This is a genomic window from Thalassotalea sp. G20_0, from assembly GCF_017744175.1.
Lineage (GTDB): Bacteria > Pseudomonadota > Gammaproteobacteria > Pseudomonadales > Endozoicomonadaceae > Endozoicomonas.
In genome coordinates this window covers 37,348-60,813 of record NZ_JAGHQV010000027.1, presented here as the reverse complement: position 1 = coordinate 60,813, position 23,466 = coordinate 37,348, and the positions used below count along the sequence as shown (strand labels likewise).

Sequence of the window (23,466 nt, the reverse complement as noted above, 5' to 3'; positions counted from 1 at the left end):
TCCTCAACAACCTTTCACTCAATCTGAGGAGACTACCAACCTTTGTTTACACTATTAAAGGCTGGTTTTTTAGATAATCTAATAATCAATAAAGGGATAAGCTCGCTTTTTTCAGACTCAAAAAAAACCAAAAAGATAATACCCTTTGTTTTCCCGAAAAAAACAACGCCGCCGTTAACATAATAGCTCTCTTTATAAGAATCGAAATATTCACAAAAAAATATTTAATAAAAAATTAATTTTTATAAGGGTTGATTTTGTTTACTGGTCAGGTATTGTTGAATTGAATCAAGAAGGATCTGATACCATGTCCGGTCGATTGTTGTTTAAGGAAAAACAACTCAGGCTTTGTGTCGTGGCCGCTCTGACGTCAATTGCTGCACCTGTTGCAGAGAGTCTTGTATTGCCGCCAAAACCTCTGGCTTCGAATATTTCCTGGAACTGCCAGTCAGGCATTAATAATGATTGGCTATGCAACGGCATAAGCAGACAGGTTTATAAAACCGAATCTGCTCCACAGTATGCCGGATACTCCAGGCAAAAACAGTCTGATGAACAACAGCTTTATGCTGAATCCCATAATTCATTATCTATTGAAGCTCGAAACTCAGAATCACTAGTCAGTATTCTGGATGCTCCGAGAGACCATTACGTGCTTCAATGGATGGCAGCAAAAGAGCGTGAACAGCTGGAGGCGCTGAAGCAGCGCTACCCGGTATTAAAAGACGCGACCATTGCTGAATACAAACGATCAGGCACCGTCTGGTATGTGCTTCTGGATGGCCCATATCCAAGCCATATTGCCGCCATGGCGGAACTGGACTCACCGCCCAGATCCCATATGGCCAGAGAACTTTACCCCTGGACACGATCGCTGGCCAGTATTCATAAACTGGATATTATCAGGCCGAATAACCCGGTGGAACAGCTGGCGGATCGCTATCAGCCAGAATATCCTCCAGAGCTGTCCATGCGCGACAGCAACAATGCGCCTATTAACTACGATATTTCCTATAGTACGGAGAGTACGGAGCAAAGCCGTCAACGTTCACAGTATCAACGGCAGCCCTATTATACTCAGCAACCGGAAACACCGGTCATCCGTCGTGATAATGGCTACCCATCGGCTGAGACAGGTTATGATACAGGCCAACCACCTGAAATAAATACTGTGTCTTATGGCCGTGAATTCGAGGGCCAATCCTACTCTGGCTTATCCAGTGATCAAAACTACCGGATTCTGCCAGAGCAGGCTAACCCGCAGGAAATGTATGTCAGTATCTCACCGGCCTATCGCAGTAGAATTCCTCAGCAACATACTCAGGGGAGCAGTGTCGACTACAACACGCCAAACACGCCTGTTGCACCGGCCCCTGAATACAGGCAACCCCAGAGCTATGAAGAGTCGGAACCATCCCGTCCTGCAATGAATGTTCTGACAGCCAATCCAAAGAGCTATACGATTGAATGGATGAATGCCAGCAGAAAAGCATCACTTGAACGGGCAAGGCTTCGTTACAGCGAATTGAAAAATACTCAGATCATCCACTACCAGAGACACAGCAGGAATCGCTATGCCCTGGTCAGTATGCTCTTTGTGAATCGTTCCGAGGCTCTGGATGCTCTGCTCACGCCTTCACTGTCAAGAGTGTCGGCACGTTTCTCGCCAAAAGTCAGACAGGTTGCCTATTTGCAGTCCCTGGTCGGTTCAACCCCGCAGGCTACCCATGCGTGGGCCAGCCCCGTGACAGAGCCGTCTATTGATAGACGTCAATGGATTAGTCAGGATGACCCTGGTGACAAGACCTATATTGTCCATCGTGAAGATCTTAACCGACAGCCAGTAAAGGCAAGGTTAATGAACTCAAACGACGTTGGTGCACCGGCAATGCACAGGCCAACGGTTGTTCATGCGATACCCGACAGAGATCAACCGCTCCACCCGGGTTATCAGCCGGACAACAACTACAACCGCTATGAACAGCCGGACCATCGCAACCCTGTGAATGAACTGCTGAACAGCCCTGATGACAGTTATACCATTCAGTGGTTCGCAGCCAGTAACCGGCAGACAATTGACAAGTTGAAACAGCGTTTCCCGGAGCTGGCTTCAGCAGTCACTGTTCATGTTCAGCGCAACCAGAAGGACTGGTATGTTCTGGTTCAGGGACAATACAGAAACAGTCAGGAAGCCATCAGGGCGCTGAAGTCCCCGGCAATGAAAAACATTGCCCTGATACTTCATCCATGGACCCGTCCGGTGGAATCACTGAAAAAGCTGCAAATCGCCAGCCTCTGACGCTGTTCCCATTTCCGCAATAAGCCTGTTTTACCCTTGATGACGTTAAGTATCAGGGTAAGATAGGTGTCTTTTATTATCACTCTTCCACACTTCAGACCCTGAGGCTTCCCATGAACCGCATTCTCAAGTTCATTGCCGTGCTGCTGGCGGCGGTGATTTTGCTGGGTGTTATCGGTGCGGCACTGCTGCCACGCGTTATCGACCCCAACCAGTATCGCGATGAAATCACCCGGCTTGTCTATGAACAGTCGGGACTGAAAGTCAGCATTAACGGGCCCATTGACTGGTCAATATTCCCCTGGGTTGGCCTTTCTCTTAAGGATGTATCCGTCGCAGGGGCCAATAATTCACACTTGGCGCAACTGGGTTCCGCCGGAGTCAGTGTGAAGTTGATACCCTTAATCAGTAAACGCATTGAAATGCAGACCCTTGAGCTGACAGGGCTGGAATTAACGCTGGTCAAAAATACCAAAGGCAAGGGAAACTGGCAGGTCAGTGCGCCAAAGCCCACTGAACAACCGACGCCCGGGGGACAGGAGCCATCCCCGACGCCTGAGTCAGAACCAGCCTCGCCTGTCAGACTGGATATTGCCAGTGTCAACGTCAGTGGACTGCTGATCAGCTACGAAGACCACGTTTCCGGGCAGAAATACATTATTGACCAGGCCAGTTTAACCACCGGTGCCATCCGTAATCAGCAGCCTTTTGATTTTCAATTAACAGCCCACATCACCATTCCTGACATGGTGGTAAATTCACTGATCAGTGGCAAGATGACGTTTAATCTGGAAGCGGGCCATTATGACATTCAGGATCTGAAAGTCAGTGCCACACCGGATGTAGAAAAAGGTGAAAGCCTGAGTATTGTGGGTAATGTTCAATATCAGCAAACACCCATGCTGGTTAAGGGTAACCTGGGCGTTGCCGAATTTAACCTTGCCAATCTGCTGAACCAGATCAAGGTGCAACTCCCTCCCATGGCTGACCCAAAAGCCTTGAACCGGCTATCCTTTGACAGTCATTTCAGTACCAATGGTGAAAGCCTGAGCGCAGATAAGCTGCAGCTCCAGCTGGATAGTTTTACCCTGGATGGCAATTTCAGGATGAACAGCATTGACCGGGGCGATATGCAATTCAGCTTTACCGGCAACGACCTTAATCTGGATAACTATCTCCCCCCCGTCACGGATAACACAGAAGCCCCTGACGAAGAGCAACCTAACCAATCGGGCTCAGAGCAGCCATCAGGTAAAGAACATCCTCTGATTCCGGAAGCCATGCTGCGCGGCCTTAACCTTGACGGGTCAATGAAGCTGGCCTCTCTCACCGTGGCCAAATTCATTTTTGAACAGCCGTCTGTTTCCATAAAAGCAGCCCGGGGTAAGCAGGAAGTAACCATTGGTTCCCGCTTTTATCAGGGCACTATTGATATGACGTCTAACCTGGATGTACGTCGGTCAGGCAAGCCAAAAATGGCAGCATCGGCAGAGCTGAAAAATATCAGCCTTGAAGCATTATCAACCGCCATTCCTGATCTTGCCTCACTGAAAGGCGATGTTAATGCGGGTATGAAGGTTCATACACAGGGTCAATACGCCAGTGTTCTCACCAAAAACCTGAATGGCAACATTGAATTCAAGATTGATAAAGGCGTATTCACTGATGCCAACTTTGACAAAATGGTCTGTGAAGGCATTGCCAAAGTGCGTAAGAAAGAGCTGAGTGCGACGGATTGGGGCTCATCAACCGAGTTTACCGACCTGAGCGGCAGTTTCGTCATCAAAAACGGTGTTGCTAACAACGACAATCTGATTGCAGCGCTCGCTTATATGAACCTGAAAGGTGATGGCTACGTAAATCTTGTTGATCGACAACTGGATTATCGTATGGGCCTCAACATCCGTGGAGAAGAAGCGCCGGACAGTGATCCTGCCTGTCAGATCAACAAGGAGTACGTCAATGTCACCTGGCCTGTCCGTTGCCATGGCGATCTTGGTGACCTGAAATGTGGCGTTGATGTCAGACGACTGACCGAAACCATTGCGGAGATTGCAGAAAACCGCCTTAAGCAGAAGATAGAAGACAAAGTGCAGGGACCGGTTAAAGACCTGCTCAAGGGTTTCTTCAAATAATATTTCTGCTCACAACTACTATACTGCGATCGGCCTGCAGGCTGATCGCAAACCTGTTTTTGTAATTTAATGACTCTAAAAGACCTCTACACAGACCCTGCTTTCAGCCAGAGACTCCTGGACTGGTTTGATGCCCATGGCCGTAAACACCTGCCGTGGCAGCAAAATAAAACGCCTTATCGTGTCTGGATCAGCGAGATCATGCTGCAGCAGACGCAGGTAACCACTGTCATCCCCTACTACCAAAAGTTTATGGTGCGATTTCCGGAAGTTACTGACCTTGCAGCAGCCAGTGAAGATGAAGTGCTCCATTTCTGGAGTGGGCTCGGTTATTACAGTCGCGCAAGAAACCTGCATAAAGCCGCAAAAAAAGTGGTGAGTGACTTCTCAGGAGCATTTCCCCGCTCAGTTGAACAGCTTATGGAACTTCCGGGCATTGGCCGATCCACCGCTGGTGCCATTGCCTCCATTAGCATGGGGATCCGGGCTCCCATTATGGATGGCAATGTAAAAAGAGTGCTTACCCGCTACTTTGCCATCTCCGGCTGGCCCGGGCAGACACGTATCGCCAATGCGCTATGGGAGATTGCTGAACAGCTGACACCTGAGTCTCGCACAGGTGATTACACTCAGGTGATGATGGATCTGGGGGCAACGGTTTGCACAAGAAGTAAACCCGCCTGCCAGGTTTGTCCACTGGAAGCCGACTGTATAGCACACAAAACAGGCCAGCAGAGGCTGTTTCCGGAATCAAAGCCAAAACGGGAGAAACCGGAAAAGTCGGTCATTATGCTGATGATAGTGAATCAGTACGGTGAAGTTCTGCTTGAAAAACGACCACCGTCTGGCATTTGGGGAGGACTCTGGAGCTTTCCCGAGATTTCAGCTCCTGACCAGATTATCGAGCAGGCACTTGAGAAGACGGGCCTGTTACTGACAGACTTCGACACATGGCCGTCTTTTCGTCACACCTTCAGCCACTACCACCTGGACATTACCCCGGCACTGAGTTTTGTTGAATATCCGGGACAAACCAATACGGTAATAAAAGACCATGACAATTATTATTGGCTTGCACTGGATCAATCGCCTGAATTGGGGTTGGCTGCACCGGTAAAGAAACTTTTACAAAAAGTAGAAAATGCATTGTAAGAAATTACCCTGAAGCTATATTCACAATATGGCTTCCGGATTCAGATCAATCCAAATGACACCTTTATTATAAAAAAACAAAGTAAAAAAATTATTTTAAAACTAAAAAAATATTTCGTGAGAAAAAACCTTTTCCATACTATCTGTATTTCAAGTAATCGTTGGCCTGACAGCCGTACACACCCCAGCATTTTATCCCAAAAAATAACCTCAGCGTTGGAAATAACCCTGAGGTTATTTTTATACATTATGTATAGAAGTTTCAGCTCTATGGTATAACCCATTGGTTGAGGAACCTGAAGAATGATTGGTTTCAAATGTGAGACATTCCATAAAAAAATATTGGTAATTGCCATTTCTGCACTAGTCTCAACATCAAGCCAAAGTGATCATGCTGGAGTTGACACTGAAAATGCTGGTAATTTATCCAATGACCAGCAAGAAACTCAGGAAAACTCCCCGCTGGGTTCCGATGCGCACACTATAAATTCCGGTACTCTCTACATCGCCACCACGGGGATGACAGGAATGGAGGCTGAGGGTGAAAAAATCCTGAACACTGGCAATATTGAAATCAATGTACCAGGAACAGGCATGAGGGCCACAGCAAGCCCTGAAGATACAAGCCATCAAACAACAGCCACCAATCACGGCACCATTTTGCTACACCACCCCGAAAGCACAGGAATGGTCAGCAATGGACAGAACATTGTCTGGTCCGGAATAGGCAAAGTGTGGGATGAACACAGTAATGACTACAAAGCAGGTGCCATAAATTATCCCCATGGCTCAATTAAGGGTCAGGGAACCGGACTGCTGTCTTATAACAATGGCCTGATCAAAAATCATGGCAGTATCCAGATATCGGGTTCGCACTCAACCGGGGCCAGGGCACAATCCATTGCCCCGGATAATCCAAATGTCGGTTTCGGACTTATTGCCAACACCGGCACCATAACTGCTACGGATGGTGCCAGCGGCATTCACCTGCACAAAGGCGGGCTTAAGAATTCGGGAACAGTGATCAGTGATGATGCCGCTATCCGGGGAACAGGGCCCTTTAATATCGCCATCTTCACGCCCGGTAGCTACATCAGGGGACAGCGTGCCGCCGTGCTGCTTGAAGGCTCCGGTAATGACCTTAACCTGATTGAACTTCGTGGCGGCACACTGCAGGGAAATCTGTTAGGCAATAGCCCGATGGATATTCTGCGTATCAACCCGGCAGACAACATGACTGAAGACATTAACCAGAAGATTTCAGTCAATGGTGAAGTCAGGGACTTTGAATTCATTTATATAACCGGTGACCAGTGGACAGCATCCCGGCCGATTATCAACCCAAAATCACTGATTGCCGCCGGCACTGTGAATGTCACCTTGAGTCCTGTCAGTGAGGATCAGGCGCAAACCCTGCAGCTCAGTTTTACGGATCTGTTGCCATCAGAAAATGGTGTTGATATCGAGGTCAGCGAATCTGGAATAGCCCATATTAATTTATCGGACACCCATAACCGTCCTGCCGCCAGAATATCCCTGGAGGGTGGTAATATCAGCCAGATGACAGGCCATCTGCAAGGCCGTGATGAGCTATCTCTGGCAAGCGGAATCATCAACATCATTGAAGATGTGCATCGAATCAGAGCTCAAACCGATGGTGACTGGCAGGTAAAAACGCCGGTCCGTGGCGTAAAACATCTGGTCACTGAGTTCGCTGGTGATAAAGACACACCTACTTTTGAACAGACGTCAATTGTCCTTGGGGATCCGGCATTCTCAGCACAAGACAACCGACTGACAGAAAAAACCAATACACTGGTTGTTGCAACGCCTTCAGAGTCTGGCATCAGCTCGGGACAACCGATCCCGGAGTTCGATGGATCAGCGGGTAAAGCAGAAGTCACCATCGCCAATGGGGCGCGTTTTGGCCAACTGACTGCCCCGGAGAAACTGATCGTAAAGACCTCCGCTGACCAGCCTTTTCACGCTTACGGACCTGTTCATAATGCCAGACATATTGAAGTTTCACCCTCTGCGCAGGTAGAAGAGGTTACACTGGGAGCCTCTCCGAGACATACCGATAGCAGCCTGGGGCTGCTTTTCAGTGATAGCGCATCCGGTGATGCCATCAGGATCACCAATTACGGCACTGTTAATGAGATTGATGCGTCCAATGGCCATCACCGCCCAGACCTTCACTATATCCACGACAGTGACACGCTGGTAAACCTGCGGGGCAACAAAACCAGAAATGACCAACTCACCGTTAAGGGCGGTTCTGCAGAAACCGTACAAGCCGTCTCAAGCTCAGCGCTGCAACATGGTTTTGCTACCCTGAATCTTCATGGCGTGGCAGCACCGGTGGAGCTTCCCGCTGATCTTGAGTCGTTGACACTCACCAGCACCCTGCCTATTGGGCATATTTATGCAGTCAGTGCTGATCACCTGGAGAAAGAAAGAGCAGACAAGGCCCAGGATATACCTAATCCGACGTTTATGCCGTATTCAGTCGGGAAGCCTGAAAGCGCAACATTAAAAACTGACCTCATGACGCCGGGGATAAATTTCAACATTAAAGAACGCCCCAACATGCGTTTTGAGATTCTTAATGGTGAAATAGGTACTCTGACAGGTAACCCGGAAAAAGATGATCAGCTGGTTATTCGCGGAGGCCACATTCAGGGCGATACTGACAGCCTCCGGTCCGTTACCGTTGCCAGTAATGACTGGGGTTCCCATGGAACGCTCAATAACACCAGAGAAGTGTTGGTTGATAAGCATGGCATTCTGACATTACTGCGGATTTATGGACCACAGGAGATCCCTCACCGTACAGAGAATGATCTGACCCTTCAGATAAAAACAACTGCCGGACAGCGGTTGCCTGTTACGGTAACAGAGGGTGGAGCACTTGGCCTGTTGGAAATATATGACCAGGCCAGTCTTGGTGATCTATCGTTGCAGGGTGGCGTGGTAAGCATCATGCCCGGTGACCACAAGACGCTGGAGGTGGGTAGAATTATTAATGCCGATGGTGTTTATTCTCCGGAAACCGGGCTTGGTAATGTGCTGGTTGGTGGCAACCCGCAACAAAATCCCTTTGGGAGCAGCCTTGTACTCAGTACTCCAAGACCCGTCAGTGTCTTCAGCAAAAAAATTGATAGCCTGCAGCTAACGGAAGGAGCAAAGCTGAAAGGTGAGATACCGGCGGTAGAGCGACTGTTTATCACAACCCCGGATTTTGTTTCTGAAGGCCGGATCAGTGCTATTGAACTGGTCGCTGATGCGCCTGTTGCTGAAGTCAATGTTGCTGACAGCTCCAAACTCACAGCCGATGTGCCGGATACCCCTGCCAGGCTGAATATACAAACATCACCAGAGTGCCCTTTGACGATTAAAAGCAACCTGCCGACTCCGCAGATACAGCGGCTCAATCTCAACGACGGAGCCAATATTGGTACTGTTGATTCTGTGAAAAATATCTGGATTCATAGTTCAGGCTGGAACAGCCAGGGGCTGGTGAATAATCCCGAAACACTCACTATTGCCCCTGATGGAGCGGCAGATCTTATTGTTGCTGATGGAACGCAGCCCAGTGAACAGGATGCTGCTCAAAAACAGTCACTGCATCTTTCTTTTTCCGATGATGCCCCCTATGACTGGAACAAGGCATTTGTCGTCACCAATCTCGGTGAGGCTGGCATCAATGAATTACCTGATCACCGGGGAGAGCTGAAAGTACTGGATTTCTCAGCGGATACCCAGCGCCCTCCCCTGTACTTTATGCAACATGGTGGCAATACCGATCGGATCATCGGCCGACAGGATAAACAGGACACCCTGGCCCTGGTAAATGGCCCACTGAAAACAGCCTCAGGATTTGCCAATATCGATATCTTTGGCGCTGACTGGCAAAGCATTCAGTTAACAAACCCTGAACATATCAACATCCACGAAGCAGCCAGTGCTGCCAATATTCTTGTCTCTGATCAGGTGCCAGAGGGCAAAAGAATACTGGCCACCCACTTTACAGAAGACTGTGGCAGAGTATACGTAAACTCCAGAGGAACGCTGGGTGAGGTCAACCTGTCACCATTACAGAGCCGCCCATCATTCAGCATAGAGCAAACCGGTGGCAAGATTGGTTCACTTAAAGGAGCCAACGGTAAAGATGATCGATTCATTGCCAACAATACAACAGTGGAAGAACAGTTATCCGATATTGATTCCATTACCTTTAATGGTATCAATCACTATAAAGGCAATCTGCTTCAGTCCAATGGGTTCATTGATGTGAATGGCCATCTCCATTTTTTGGCAGACAGAATGGCTATCGTTTCCCGCTCATCAGACAGTCGTCGTGCAGAGGTGCCTGAATCATCACCTGCATTGCATATTCGTCAGGGAGCCGTCGTTACCATCCCATCTGAACTTAATATCGACGGTAACTATCAACAGGATGGTCGCCTGGTGCTGACAGAACAAAGTCCTGACGCGGCAAGGTTTGAGCCGTTAACCGATGGTACGATACCGCAAGCCCCGGTGGTGGCCGCCAAAAATATCCAAGTGGGTCCTGCTGCTGATTTTGTTTTTGACAGCGATATCATTCAAGATCCGGCCATTGGCAAACAATATCTGTTGATGGAAGCAGAGGATTCCAACATTAACCAGCCGGTTAATGTGGATGCTGACAATGAGCTCTATATTCACTATGACGCGATCATTGATCCGGATAATGCAAAAAGAATGCTGCTGGTCAGCACGGATCAGGCTGGCCATCGGGTATCTCAGGTTCCGGGGCGGTTTCGATCCATGATGCTGGCAGCTACGAAACCTTCCGAAGAAGAAGAACAGGACAGTAAAAGTGCCAAATTAACCCGGCATGTTGTGAAAAATGTAAAACCCGGCAAAGACAATAAAAAAGCCGCAGAGCTTGCCCCTGCCATGTCGCCTCATGCGGTGCACAATGCCAACCTTGCACTGAAAACGGCGGGCAAAACCCTTAACGACAGAATGTCCGGCAAACGAACCGGCATCAACACAGGAGATATCTTCTCTGCTGGCGCGGCCTGGATTCAATACGACTACAGCAAGGCAACACAGGATATCAAGGACCATGTACCGGGTTATCATGCCAGAATCAATGGCTTCTCCATGGGTGCAGATAGCCCTCTGGAAAAGGATCAGAATATAGAAGCAGGCATTGCTTACACCTATGCCAAAGGAAACGTAGCAGGTAAAGATGGCTCAAGAAACAAAATTGACACGGATACTCATATCGTCAGCCTTTACTCCTCGTACCTGGAAGATGACTTTTTCTTTGATGGTCGGATGAGTTATTCCTCTGGCAAGAATAAAGGACGCCGCTACGTTGATGGTCACCTGCACGATGCAAAATATGATACCCGGAGCTGGGGGGTCGGCATGATTGCGGGCCACACCTACCCCATGGGAGATGAGTGGAGCTGGCAGCCTCAGGTAGCCTTTAATTATTTCACCATCCAAACTGACGATTATACCGAGTCTGCCAGAGACCCTGCCCAGACACACTTATCATACGATCAGGTCAAAAATGGCAAATATGACATCATGGAACTGGGTGCTGGCCTGAAGTTGATTGGAGAAATTAATACCCGGGCAATGGTCATCAAACCAGAGCTTGGGCTGATGGGCTATCACGATTTCAAAAAAGATCCGATTGCTATCACTGCGCACTTTGCCGCAGGGGGTGAACACTTCCGGATCAATGGTGCTGACAGAGATAACAACCGCTATCAATTTGATGCCAGCATGAGTGTGGAAATTCAGAGCAACACCACCATTAGCTTCCGTTACTCCCACCATTGGGCAGAAAACTTCAAAGTTGATGGGTGTATTGCCAGGGTTCGCTATAGCTTCTAGAAACCTTTTCCTTCAGACTCCAGCCGACCTTTCGTTTTCATCATTCTGTCCCGCATGAAGCATAGTCCAGCATCAGGGCCTCTAAAGAAAAGATCAATCTTGCCATTGCAGCCTCCTTTACTGCCTGTTACATGATCAATCGCTTCTTGGGCGGATGCAAAACTCCTTCGCCCCTGCCCCTTGCGTGAAGCGTAAAAGTCTGGACTACCTTCGAAATTGTGAGGGTCGTAGACCGTATATTCGAAAGTACCGTCACTTTTTTTGCTTCGATAGATACCAAAAGAGTATAAAGGCTGGCAAATCATGGCTGTTGATGAGTAATAGTAATCCCAGTTTGTGGTGTCCAATATATGCTGACGCGTGCATGTTTTGATACCAAGACCTTCTCTTTCGTCTGGCGAGAGTCGACTCTCACCTGTAGACCTCTCTTCTACCAGTAAATTCGAGTAGCCTGATGATGAGGAGATGCCGGTTAAAAGCAGGTGCATTACATATATGGACATAGGATAATGGCCATTAGACAAACTACGTCTCAACTCTTGAGCATCACCTCTGGCGCTGATTATTTCTTCTAAATAAGCAACCAGGACCTGAAAAGAAAATTTATAACCTGTTGCCTGGTAAAGCTGCAATCTCAATACGTCAAAGCCGCAACTCCACATATTGCCTACATTATTACTGTCATATTCGCCCAAACCAAACCTGGTCTGCGCATAGGGACAGTAATCGTTGCCATCTTGGTCTTTAACTTTGAGATTTTTTAAATAAAGGCCTGCCCTGGTTGAGCTTGCCTTTGAATATCCGGGGAAACCGCCCCCTCCGACTGTTGATCCGTCTGCAACATCAAAGAACGAACCAATACGCACCAGCTTATGCTGGCCAGTCCTTTTATCCATCACATGAAGCACTTCTTCAATCGATTCCCCTCTATGGTCTGGGTGGGTGATCGTTACCATGAATTTCGATATAGCGTAATGATTTTTAGTATTAAATGCGATGTCATCTACAGCATCTTTAGTCACCGGTTTGCAGGTTAACCTGGCGTTTGCAACCCACGAATCACCAGCGGCCGCCCTCATCTCTTTATAAGCGTCCTTGACATCTGCTGTTGTCTGGAATCCGTCTATAAATCGAACCCGGGCTGTATCCGTTTCTTTTAAAGAAAATGAGAATGGTGAATTCACCGGTGGTTGGGGCGATGGGGGAGGACTGCCTGCTGTTGCTGATGACGGAGGAGGACTGCTTGCTGTTGCTGATTGTCGTGAAGTATCCTCTGCATGATATACCCTGTACTCAGTCAATGCCCGTATGACAGGCTTTGCAAACCAGGCGTTGGGATGACGCGTCATCACCGCCTCTGCTTCAATTAATGAGACGGTATATTTGGTAAATGTTGCTTTCACCACCCCCGCGATAGCTTTCACGGCACGTGCAAGGATGAAACTGTCATCATGCTTGTTCCAACAGTATGACATGGCGTTCAAAGCGCCTAATTCAACTGAATTCATATAGCTCTATCACTTTATTATTCTGAATAACTTATATTTCAAGACAGAAAATCTGGCTATAAGTTCAAAAACTGGCCATTTATAAGAATGTGTAGCGCACAGATACAGAGTAAACTGATTCTCTGTGAATCATTCGGGAGCACCACAGGGATGAATAACCTTGATGGCGGACACTTCAACAACACCTACTCACGCTTGCCTGAATACTTTTATACAATGCTGGACCACCCTGGAGAACCCGAGACTCGTGGCCTACTGCCCATCAGCTGGCCAGCAGCTAACCTTGGGATATGAGTGGAGCTGGCAGCCTCAGGTAGCCTTCAACTATTACACCATTAAAACCGACGATTATACCGAGTCAGCCAGAGATCCTGCCCAGCCACACTTATCTTATGATCAAGTCAATAATGGTAAATGTGACATCATGGAGCTGGGCGCTGGCCTGAAGATGATTGGGGGAAATTAAGAGCAATACCACCATTACCTTTCGTTACCTACACCATTGGACAGATAATTTCAAAGTCGATGGGTGTATTGCCAGGGTTCGCTATAACTTTTAGAAGCCTGTTCCATTTTCCTCCAGCCGTTTTTTTGTTTCCAACATTTTGTCCCGCAGGTAGCACATTGCGGAATCAGGCAATCTATAGAAAGCATCAAGGTGGCCATTGCAACCCCCTTTATCTGTTGTTACGTGCTTAATAGCATCCTCGGCGGTTGCAAAACTCATACGACCCTGACCACAATCTGAAATGTAAAAGTCTGGTCTTCTTTCGAAATTGTGAGGGTCGTAGACCATATATTCGAAAGTGCCATCTGATTTTCTGTTTCGATAGACACCATAAGCGTGAGCAGGCTGGCCAAGTATGGCTGTTGATGAGCAGTCCCAGTCTGTTTCCAAAATTTTACTACGTTCGCATATGTCGAAACCTTCAACATTTTTTCTTACTTCTGGGAGTTCTTTCGCACCTTTAGACTCCTTTTCCTTCAGAAAAAACGGGTAGTCTGGTGATTTTGGGATGTCAGAAGCCAACAATTCCATTGCTACATCGCCAAAAGGATAGTCGTGCTGAGAAAACCACTGCCTCAATTGCTCTGCATTAGTTGAGGAGCTAATCATTTCTTCTAAAAAAGCGACCAGGACCATGAAAGAAAATTTATAGCCGGTAGCTTGGTAAATCCCCAACCTCAGTGCATCAAAACCACAACTCCAAAAACGGCGTATCTTTTGATCGTCAGTGATAGGGCTGCCTATACCAAACTGGGTATCCCGGTAGGGGTAACGATCTACACCTTTTTCGTCTTTAAATTTGAGTTCTTGTAAATAGCGGCCAGCCTTGATAGAGCTTTGATTTGAATAACCGGGAAAACCGGCTCCTCCTGTTGTTGATACGCCTACAGTTTCACTGAACGAACCGATACGCACCAATTTCATCTGACCATTACTTTTATCACGCAACTTGAGTACTTCTTCAATCGTGCAAGCTCCACCGATTGGTTGATGAATACTTATCTTGTATTTCGACATAACATGATGGTTTTTATTGCCAAATACGATTTCGTCTACTTCATCTATCCTCACCTCATCACATGTAACCTTGGCGTTTTCGACCCACAACTCCCCAGCAGCAGCTCTCATCTTTTGATAGGCGACAATCACAGATTCTTCTGAAGTCCGGCATTCTTCGTTTATAAATTGAACCCGTGTTTTAACCATTTCGTTTAAGGAAAATGAGTATGGTGAATACTCCGATACCCGGGGTGTTTGGGGCAATAGGGGAGGACTGCCTGCTGTTGCTGAAGAGGCAGGAGAACTGCTTGCTGTTGCTGGTTGTCGTGAAGTATACGCTGCCTGGGATACCCTGTATTCAGTCAATGCCCGTAAGACAGGCTTTGCAAACCAGGCGTTGGGATGACGCATCATCACCGCCTCTGCTTCAATTAATGAGACGGTATATTTGGTAAATGTTGCTTTCACCACCCCCGCGATAGCTTTCACGGCACGTGCAAGGATGAAACTGTCATCATGCTTGTTCCAACAGTAAGACATGGCGTTCAAAGCGCCCAATTCAACTGAATTCATATAGCTCTATCCCTTTATTATTCTGAATAACTTATATTTAAGACAGAAAATCTGGCTATAAGTTCAAAAACTGGCCATTTATAAGAATGAATGTGTAGCGCACAGATACAGAGTAAACTGATTCTCTGTGAATCATTCGGGAGCACCACAGGGATGAATAACCTTGATGGCGGACACTTCAACAACACCTACTCACGCTTGCCTGACTACTTTTATACAAGGCTGGACCCAACCCCCCTGGAGAACCCGAAACTCGTGGCCTACAGCCCATCGACCGGCCAGCTGCTTAACCTTGAAGACACCCGGGAAACCCGGGGGAAACTGACACTGATCGGTTCCGGAAACCGTGCATGGCCTGGTTCAGAACCGCTGGCCATGGTGTATTCCGGCCATCAGTTTGGTGCCTATAATCCCCAGCTGGGTGATGGCAGAGGGTTGTTATTGGGAGAGCTGGTCAATACCCGGGGAGAAAAGTGGGACCTGCATCTCAAAGGTGCCGGGCCAACCCCTTACTCCCGATTTGGTGATGGCAGAGCCGTTCTGCGCTCCTGCATCCGGGAATATCTCGCCTCAGAAGCGCTCCACCATCTGGGCATTCCGACCACCCGCGCTTTGTGTGTGGTGACCAGTGATACGCCGGTTTACCGGGAAACCAGGGAAGCTGGTTCAACATTACTCAGACTGGCCAGGAGCCATATCCGCTTTGGCCACTTTGAATATTTTTTTTACTCAGCCCTGAGCGAAAAGAAGCGATATGAAGCCTTAAAAGAGCTGGCTGATTACACCATTGAACACCACTTTCATGATCTTGAGGGGATGGAAGCCGTGGCAGGCAGTGGCAAGGGCTATCAGCTGTTTTATGCAGAAGTCGTTCATCGTACCGCCACCTTAATTGCCCGGTGGCAGGCCGCAGGTTTTGCCCACGGCGTTATGAATACCGACAATATGAGCATTATCGGGGATACGTTTGATTATGGCCCCTATGGTTTTATGGACGATTTTAACTGGCACTACATCTGCAACCACTCTGACCACTCAGGTCGCTATGCCTTCAGCCAACAACCCGACATTGGCTACTGGAACTGTGGCAGGCTGGGCCAGGCACTGGTTCCCCTGTTTGATGATGTTGAGTTAATCCAGAAAGCGCTGGATCAATACCCACAAATCTACACCCAAACCTATACTCGCCTGATGCTCGATAAACTGGGGCTGTTGGCAGAAGAGGAGGAAGACGCAGAACTGGTTCGCGATCTCCTTCAGCTATTGCATGACAGTCACTGTGATTACACATTATTCTTCCGAACTCTCAGCAGCTTTCCTTCAGAACAACCCGTTAACCAGCTGGAAGCGTTAGTTAACCACCCATCACTTGCCCCCTGGCTGGATAACTATAAGAAAAGGCTCAAGAGAAACCCTCAGGATGACCAGAACCGCCAGAAACGAATGAAACAGGTGAACCCGAAATACATTCTCAGAAACTATCTGGCACAACAGGCGATCGAAAAGGCAGAGAAAGGAGACTACCGGGAAATTGAAAACCTGATGAACGTACTGGTTTCCCCCTACGATGAGCACCCTGATTTTGAGCACTATGCAGGACAACCGCCCGAATGGGGCAAAAAACTGGAAGTCAGCTGCTCTTCCTGAAGGGAATGAATGTTTATCAGCTAGTTTTCCCGTTAAGATACCCTCAATCCACAATAACTGAAGCAGTGAGGTAACAATGGCCAGAATGATTCAATGCGTCAAACTGAAAAAAGAAGCGGAAGGCCTCATGGTTCCGCCACTACCCGGTCCAAAGGGTCAGTGGATCTTTGAGCATGTTTCCCAGGAAGCCTGGACTGAATGGCAGGCTCACCAGACCCGCCTGATCAATGAAAAGCACCTTAACCTGTTGGCACCTGAAGCCCGGCAGTATCTTATGGAACAAATGGATAAATATTTCTCTGGCGAAGATATTGATGCCGCTGAAGGCTATGTGCCGGAAGATAACTAACCTCCGGCTGGCTATTCTCAGCAAGCCTCAGGGTCTGGCATGCCTTAAAAGCTAATGGGAAAGTATTTGATCATGTCTATTGTTCAGATAACGATAGACATAACGCGTATGTAGAAGACGATGGATGCTTATCAATCGTTGCTTATTTGTTGAACTGCACAGTGCAACTATTGCGCCCGGCACAGCAAAACCTGTCGTCAGGCTTGACTGTACATACCTTGATTTTTAATGCTTCAGAGATCGTCGATTTTTGCTGTGACGAAACCCTTTCACTGAATCCTCCCGGCTATGTACTCTGCTCACAGCGCCTCGTATGGATTCCTGCAGGCCATCCATAAGACGTACCTCTTCGAAGTCATGTAAAAAATCAACGAGTAAATCGGAAAGCTCATCCACTATCTGGCCTGGTCTGGCGATCTGATACTCATCACCAAGGCGTACCAGTTCCCTTCGGGCAGGAAATTCTTTCGACTTGCGCAGCTTCAGGGCCATCTGGTTATCAATGGTCGGATAGATCAGGGTGTGGGTTATATCATAGGGCGGCGAAACCCAGAGATTTTGCATAGTTCTATCATATTGGATAGCAAAATTTTTGAGATGAGCGTCCCCGTTGCCAACCAGACAGGAATGGACGATATAGCGAAATACCTTTTCGACCTCCTCCTGACGCCCTATATAGGTTTTCACGACCTTCATGACCATTTCATAAGAGGAGTTGTACTTCTCTTCCCCGGAACGTCCCATGAGCGTTGCGAAATCTTCCATTCCATACTGTTCATCTGTCGTGCGATCAAAGCGTTCAATGACAAACACTTCCCTATTATCAGACAGATAACATTTGGCCGGTTCCAGTCCACAATAACGGGCGCTTTCCATGCAGACATATTCGTTAACAGCCAGGTCATGGAACTCAGCATCGCCCGTTTTCACGATGATATCTTTTTGAGGCACGGTTGAACGTTGATCGGTCATCTGAGAAATAAGAACTTTAGGCTGTACGCCTGACAGCATGCCCCGCAAATAAAACCGTTCCAGTAACTGGGGAAACAGAGCTTCCGGTTCCTGCCAATGTACGACATCATCAACAGAAACCCTCTCCAGTACAGGAAGATCAAAGCCGGCATCGTAACTCAGAAGACCGATGCCATCTTGCCCTTGAAGGCTGAGCAGGTACATGTCATTGACCTTGGCATATCGTCTGAGCTTTTCCGAGATGTAGCGACGTATGTAGCCTTCAGGCAAATTCTGGGAAAAGACTGGGAACATTGCGCCACTGTTGTAGACATCCGTCTGTGGTGCCATAGACAACGAGACAGCCAACACATCCTGCTCATAGAGAAAGCTATAACTCGCTCCCTGGCTTAACAGTCCAGCATTCTGCCCATCGACGGACACTGTCAGGCGCTTAACCGCATTGGGTAGATCAGTCGTCATCGAACATACCCCGCAGATCATCTAACTGAGGTCTTGCCGGTGTGACTTTTTCGACCGCTAGCTGAAATCCCAAACTGCTTAAATAACGCCGATATCCCTTGAGAGAACCCTGATAACGACCATGCTCGATTCGAGAGATTATCGAGTCATCAAGACCTGCCAATGAGCCAGCCTGAGCTTGGGTGAGCCCCTGCCTCTTGCGCTCCTCCTTGAGTTGCAAACCAATGTTTTCCAGATCCATACTTGTCTATATAGTCAAATTTATCATTTAGTAACCATTATTTTACTATATAGCAAAATTCAAAGTTTTACAGTTTAGTGACTCTGTCTCGCCTTGATCTGATGGCCATTCACCCTCACCGAATCATTGCTTTAGGTAGTTGGCCAAATGGAATCGTACATTTCTGACTAAGTGGATAGTTACTATGCAAGGCCCAATGCAGCGAGCATAGCCGTAGCTATGTGACTGGAGTTGCAACGTTGCAGAGAGATCAGAAAAACGAAGTCCCTGAGACGGGCAAACACTCCAAAACGAAGAAAAGAGAAGCTGGGGATGGCATCAAGCAAGAAGAGAAGCCCATAACCAGCACATAAACCAAAAACCAGTCCATCGTGCCTGTTATACGACCATTTAACGAAAAAGGCCCCGGAGCAAAAATGTTCCGGGGCCTTCTCATATGTATGGTGCCTAGGGGCGGAATCGAACCACCGACACGCGGATTTTCAATCCGCTGCTCTACCAACTGAGCTACCCAGGCTAAATTTTGGCACATATATTTTTTATCATTTAAGCATGGTGCCTAGGGGCGGAATCGAACCACCGACACGCGGATTTTCAATCCGCTGCTCTACCAACTGAGCTACCCAGGCGCTGTTCAAACAACGAAACGATGTGCGAGGCGTATTAAACGGATTTCACCCTGGAGAGTCAAGTCATATATAAATTTTTATGGCCAGTCGGTGAGTATGCAAACCGGGGATCATCAACCCGTCGTTTATTAACCGTGTACATTTCTCTATTTATACCAGCTTCAATATCCGCCATGCAGTTGATCCCAAACTTCCTGGTCCCGCTCGGCAGTCCAGATTCTCGGCCAGTCAATACCATCCAACTCATCCCAGAGGCGCTGAACATCAAATGGCAAACAGTGCTCAAAAATGGGCCAGTTACCATACCGGGGGGCCAGGCTTTTATGGGATGCGGCAAAGGCTTCGGTTAACGTTCCCCTGTTTTTATAAACGGCCCCTACCTGATCAATCAGAGTCTTGAGGAAAGTGCGGCTTTGTTCGATAGCGGCATCAACATGATCACGACCATGCACAACTGCACCCCGGCCACCAACCAACGTCTCAGCACCGTAAGCCTTTACCTTGTCCAACGTGGTGGTGGACCAGTCAAAATGGAAAGCATCACCGGTATAAAGTGCAGCCCGGGCCTCAACAAGATCTCCGGCAAACAGAATGTTATGCCGGGGCAGCCAGGCACAGATATCCCCGGCGGTATGACCCCGTCCACAATATTCAAGCACCAGGCTTCCCCGAAGCCCACCCAGCGGGATTTCCAATCGATCATTAAACACAATATCAGGATGGGTCAGCCACTGGATTCCTTCGGGCTCCCGGAACAATCTGGGCATTCGACGAAACTCACTGTCCCAGTCCTCCATACCACGCTCTTCAATCAGGAACCGGGTGTTCTCATGGGCAATAATCGATTCGGCTGAGAAGGCGGCTGCACCGAGTACGCGCACTGCATGGTAGTGAGACAAAACCAGATACTTAACAGGCTTCGTTGTATGCCTTCTGAGTTCCCGTAACCAGTCGGACGCTGCCCTTGGTGTTGCCCGAGCCTCAAAAGCAATAAGGAAGTCTTCTGCCTCAATGGCCCCGACATTAGGATCCCCCTCAGCGGTAAAGGCATAAACACCCTCTGCCAGCACTTCAAGCGTCTCTTTTTTGGGCTCCAGATCTCTTGATGATGCAAACGCTTTGTGAATCATCCTGTTAAGCCTTCGATTTCAAAAATGAATTTTCCTGAAAGAGCATTGATTAAATCATTTGGAGATCACTATAGCTAAATAAAATCAACAACAACAATCTATCTAGCAGTAATAACAATGACATTTAATTTTCAAACAATAATTTACATAATAAAAATACCTCCTATCATTTAACCGGTCGGAACTTGCCATTTTGAATGCGAATAATGCGCAGGATCAGATATTAAATATTACGATTGGAGGTTTGAATATACATGAATAATTTACCCTCTAGTGACTATTCCAGAGTTTCACCAAATACGATCAGTGACAACAGTGATTTACTCTTCCCTCAATCCTCAACACAGTCGGCTGATTCCTCAGATTCTGGTACATCATTAGCACAAAATGTCCAACCCTATTTGAAGGGTCTTGGCGATGACGTACAGGAATTTGTTAGAGAATTAACATTACTCGAACGATCAATTAACATTGTCACCTCACCTGCTCTGGTCACAACATCAGAGGCGATGACTATTAATTTAAAGAATATGGCTTACTCTTCAGGGGATACTGGTGAGCCTCATCAAGCTCGACCATTGATCAAAAGCACCAAAGAAGGCATACATGTCATTTCAAAAAGACCAAAGATTGATGGAATTCTGAGACAATCCCAGATTCCTCATACAACCAGTGAAGCTTTATTTCACAAGGGACCTGAACAGGCCACGGCAGAGCTCAATGAGCAAATAACAAAAGACACCCAGGGCCTGATTACTGATTTTCTGAAAGCAAAAGACCTGGATAATCCAGACATGGCGTTTCAACTGGTCACCTGGTTATTGCAACAGGTTTCATGGCGGTTTCCTTTTAGAGTGATGAACGAAAAAGAGAGTTCAGAAATGACATGGGAAAATGCAGCCCACTCAGAAATACAGTGGATGGAAAGTGGAAGTGTACAACCCATTAAGCACATAAAAAATAAAGATTATGACTTTGTCGCTGTTCCTGTTATGGAATCGGGCATGAAAGCGGTGTTTGTTTTACCGCCAGAAGGGGAAACGAATCCCGGTAGTGAAGATCTCAACCAGGTTTTGTCAAGTGGACTCACCACTATCCTGGGCAAATCCGGAAGTAAACACGCGGTGCTAACGCTGCCCAAGTTCAAGTTCAATTATCAATTTACAAAAATATGTGAAGAGGCTGAAGCCAAGGGTAAACATATAGCAGCATTGGACGTTGATGAAAATGGAGCGACGGTAGCTGCTGCGTCATCTATGTTCTCATACGATTTACATATACCTCCTGAAAAACTTCTTCGCTTTAAATTTGACCATCCATTCTACCTGGCAATAATTAACCATAAAAATTCCAACGACCCAAGGGTTATTGGCATGGCCCAGATTAATCATCCCGGAAAGAGCTAATTAACCTTTTTTACTTCTTGCTGCCGTGTTCCCAACTGGAGGTAAGAAGTAAGATAATCAGCAAAGCGCTTACTCCCCCCTTTGGGAAGTTAAAGATGGAACCACGAAGGACACAATGAAGAGATTTTCTTTTCCTTTGTGCTCTTCGTGTCCTTCGTGGTTCCATCCGACACCCATTGAAAATCCAGGTTTAACTTAATGTCCACCCTAAGAACGACCATTCATCACAGATAAGGTATGCCCCCCACACGCACCCTCAAAAACTGCCCAAATATTGATCCAGGTTAATTTTCTGATCCCCGGAAAACTGACTTTCGTCAATTGGACTTTCCAACCACTGTATTAATGTTCCCCATTGAAATTTCGAGCCCCAACCATTTCCGGGAGTATGGCAAGTGCTGATTGGCAAGGTAACTGGCAACATCTGGGCCACCCGCAAACAGGATGGTCTCAGTGGCTTCAAATTAATGATTGTTGAGCTGATCAATCCCTGCGAGCAGGAAACCGGCCGGTCACTGGTGGCCGTTGATACCGTTGATGCCGGCATAGGTGACCTCGTCCTGGTCGCCAGAGGTGGTGCTGCCCGAAAAGCCATACACCCTTGCGAAGGCCCGGTTGACGCAGCGACTGTTGGCAATATGGAGGTGAGCCAGTGAGCCTCCTGATTACCCGACAAAACCTGCACGACTTCGTTTCTGATTGATTTCCCCCATGATCCGTGAGATATACCTACTCGTAGAAATAGAAAAGTTTTAAACCTTGATACTATCAGGTTAAAAAAACATAAAAGTACGATGAGGTACTCCCATGTCTGAAAAATCATTCGATTCTGAAAAGCGTGGCCCCACCCGGCGTCGGTTTTTACAACTGGCCGCAGCATCCGCGCTTATTCCCCTTCTAAATATTCCCAGCCGCCAGGCCCAGGCTGATACGCTCCCCCCACTGGATGAGTCCAACCCTACCGCAATAGGTCTCTCCTATAAGAAGACACAGGCAGACGCTAAATCCATAGATGGCTACCAGGAAGGACGAAAGTGTGAGAATTGCGCTCTCTATACCCCGGATAACCAGGGTTGCAGGCTTTTTCCGGCAAACTCCGTAGAGCCGGAAGGATGGTGCAAGGCCTGGGTGCCAAAACCTGCCTGATGGATTAGTAAAGAACATCACGAATACCCTCGTTCCCTCAAAAAACCCCGGGAACGAGGCAATCATCTGCTATTCTCAACGCATCAAAAATAATCAGAAGTGGTCCTTATGAACCATGATAAAGACAGTGATGCGCTCTGGAATGCCATTCATCAAATAGAGATCAGCGTTAAAAACTCACAGAATGATATTAAAAAACTGTTCCTGCACAGTGTGCGGCATGAAATAGCGATTGAAACACTCAACAAAAAGGTGGATGCCCACCAACAGGAGAACCGTGAACGCTTCAACAGGATTGAAAATCGACTCGATAAGATTGATAACCGTTTTGACAAAGTTGAAGAGACACTCGCTATTATTGTGAACCATCTCAAGCCATGATCTTTAGTAACCATGATCTCGTTCCTAC

Annotated in this window: 16 protein-coding genes and 2 tRNA genes; 11 read left to right on the top strand and 7 right to left on the bottom strand. The window is 47.5% G+C overall.

Features of this window, described 5'->3' with window-relative positions:
* Positions 1 to 307: 307 nt before the first annotated feature.
* The 4 genes from J7438_RS16140 (at position 308) to J7438_RS16125 (ending at position 11,487) form a co-directional block, all read left to right on the top strand.
* The gene (locus J7438_RS16140; protein ID WP_209277360.1) at positions 308 to 2,299 is read left to right on the top strand and encodes an SPOR domain-containing protein; all 1,992 of its coding nucleotides are present in this window, start codon (positions 308 to 310) and stop codon (positions 2,297 to 2,299) included.
* 113 nt (positions 2,300 to 2,412) lie between these two features.
* On the top strand, positions 2,413 to 4,434 hold the full coding sequence (locus tag J7438_RS16135) for an AsmA family protein (RefSeq protein ID WP_209277359.1): 2,022 nt from the start codon (positions 2,413 to 2,415) through the stop codon (positions 4,432 to 4,434).
* Positions 4,435 to 4,503: 69 nt separating this feature from the next.
* A complete protein-coding gene (gene mutY, locus J7438_RS16130; protein WP_209277358.1) occupies positions 4,504 to 5,586 on the top strand; it encodes an A/G-specific adenine glycosylase in 1,083 nt (360 codons plus the stop codon).
* A 303-nt stretch (positions 5,587 to 5,889) separates the two neighbouring features.
* The gene (locus J7438_RS16125; RefSeq protein WP_209277357.1) at positions 5,890 to 11,487 is read left to right on the top strand and encodes an autotransporter outer membrane beta-barrel domain-containing protein; all 5,598 of its coding nucleotides are present in this window, start codon (positions 5,890 to 5,892) and stop codon (positions 11,485 to 11,487) included.
* On the opposite strand, the gene J7438_RS16120 is transcribed toward J7438_RS16125, so the two are convergent.
* A complete protein-coding gene (locus J7438_RS16120) occupies positions 11,484 to 12,995 on the bottom strand; it encodes a hypothetical protein (protein WP_209277356.1) in 1,512 nt (503 codons plus the stop codon). The two genes, J7438_RS16125 and J7438_RS16120, sit on opposite strands and share 4 nt — an antisense overlap.
* A 163-nt stretch (positions 12,996 to 13,158) precedes the next feature.
* On the opposite strand from J7438_RS16120, the gene J7438_RS16115 reads away from it, so the two are divergent.
* Complete coding sequence (locus J7438_RS16115; protein WP_209202089.1) at positions 13,159 to 13,461, top strand: autotransporter domain-containing protein; 303 nt, start codon at positions 13,159 to 13,161, stop codon at positions 13,459 to 13,461.
* Positions 13,462 to 13,551: 90 nt separating this feature from the next.
* On the opposite strand, the gene J7438_RS16110 is transcribed toward J7438_RS16115, so the two are convergent.
* A complete protein-coding gene (locus J7438_RS16110; protein ID WP_209277355.1) occupies positions 13,552 to 15,075 on the bottom strand; it encodes a hypothetical protein in 1,524 nt (507 codons plus the stop codon).
* Between the two features lie 153 nt (positions 15,076 to 15,228).
* Here J7438_RS16110 and J7438_RS16105 point away from each other — a divergent pair, with 153 nt between their 5' ends.
* Positions 15,229 to 16,722, top strand: coding sequence for a protein adenylyltransferase SelO (locus J7438_RS16105; RefSeq protein WP_209277354.1), 1,494 nt, complete (start codon positions 15,229 to 15,231; stop codon positions 16,720 to 16,722).
* 76 nt (positions 16,723 to 16,798) lie between these two features.
* Complete coding sequence (locus J7438_RS16100; protein WP_101746174.1) at positions 16,799 to 17,071, top strand: oxidative damage protection protein; 273 nt, start codon at positions 16,799 to 16,801, stop codon at positions 17,069 to 17,071.
* A gap of 225 nt (positions 17,072 to 17,296) precedes the next feature.
* Here the strand turns inward: J7438_RS16100 and J7438_RS16095 are convergent, their stop codons facing one another.
* The 5 genes from J7438_RS16095 to J7438_RS16075 all read right to left on the bottom strand — a co-directional run bounded on the left by J7438_RS16095 (position 17,297) and on the right by J7438_RS16075 (position 20,505).
* Positions 17,297 to 18,505, bottom strand: coding sequence for a type II toxin-antitoxin system HipA family toxin (locus J7438_RS16095; protein ID WP_209277353.1), 1,209 nt, complete (start codon positions 18,503 to 18,505; stop codon positions 17,297 to 17,299).
* Positions 18,495 to 18,746: a helix-turn-helix transcriptional regulator gene (locus tag J7438_RS16090; protein ID WP_209277352.1), complete on the bottom strand. Its 252-nt coding sequence runs from the start codon at positions 18,744 to 18,746 to the stop codon at positions 18,495 to 18,497. Before J7438_RS16090 ends, J7438_RS16095 begins: the two co-directional genes overlap by 11 nt.
* Before the next feature lie 441 nt (positions 18,747 to 19,187).
* A tRNA-Phe gene (locus tag J7438_RS16085) sits at positions 19,188 to 19,263 on the bottom strand.
* A 36-nt stretch (positions 19,264 to 19,299) separates the two neighbouring features.
* Positions 19,300 to 19,375: transfer RNA gene (locus J7438_RS16080), tRNA-Phe, on the bottom strand.
* Positions 19,376 to 19,536: 161 nt separating this feature from the next.
* Complete coding sequence (locus J7438_RS16075; protein WP_209277351.1) at positions 19,537 to 20,505, bottom strand: MBL fold metallo-hydrolase; 969 nt, start codon at positions 20,503 to 20,505, stop codon at positions 19,537 to 19,539.
* A gap of 254 nt (positions 20,506 to 20,759) precedes the next feature.
* On the opposite strand from J7438_RS16075, the gene J7438_RS16070 reads away from it, so the two are divergent.
* The 4 genes from J7438_RS16070 (at position 20,760) to J7438_RS16055 (ending at position 23,438) form a co-directional block, all read left to right on the top strand.
* Complete coding sequence (locus tag J7438_RS16070) at positions 20,760 to 21,911, top strand: serpin family protein (RefSeq protein ID WP_209277350.1); 1,152 nt, start codon at positions 20,760 to 20,762, stop codon at positions 21,909 to 21,911.
* Positions 21,912 to 22,306: 395 nt separating this feature from the next.
* Positions 22,307 to 22,567, top strand: a complete 261-nt coding sequence (locus J7438_RS16065; protein WP_209277349.1) for a EutN/CcmL family microcompartment protein — start codon at positions 22,307 to 22,309, stop codon at positions 22,565 to 22,567.
* Positions 22,568 to 22,718: 151 nt separating this feature from the next.
* On the top strand, positions 22,719 to 23,057 hold the full coding sequence (locus tag J7438_RS16060) for a high-potential iron-sulfur protein (protein WP_209277348.1): 339 nt from the start codon (positions 22,719 to 22,721) through the stop codon (positions 23,055 to 23,057).
* 108 nt (positions 23,058 to 23,165) lie between these two features.
* Positions 23,166 to 23,438 (top strand): hypothetical protein, encoded by a 273-nt coding sequence (locus J7438_RS16055; RefSeq protein WP_209277347.1) that lies wholly within the window; start codon positions 23,166 to 23,168, stop codon positions 23,436 to 23,438.
* Positions 23,439 to 23,466: the final 28 nt, after the last annotated feature.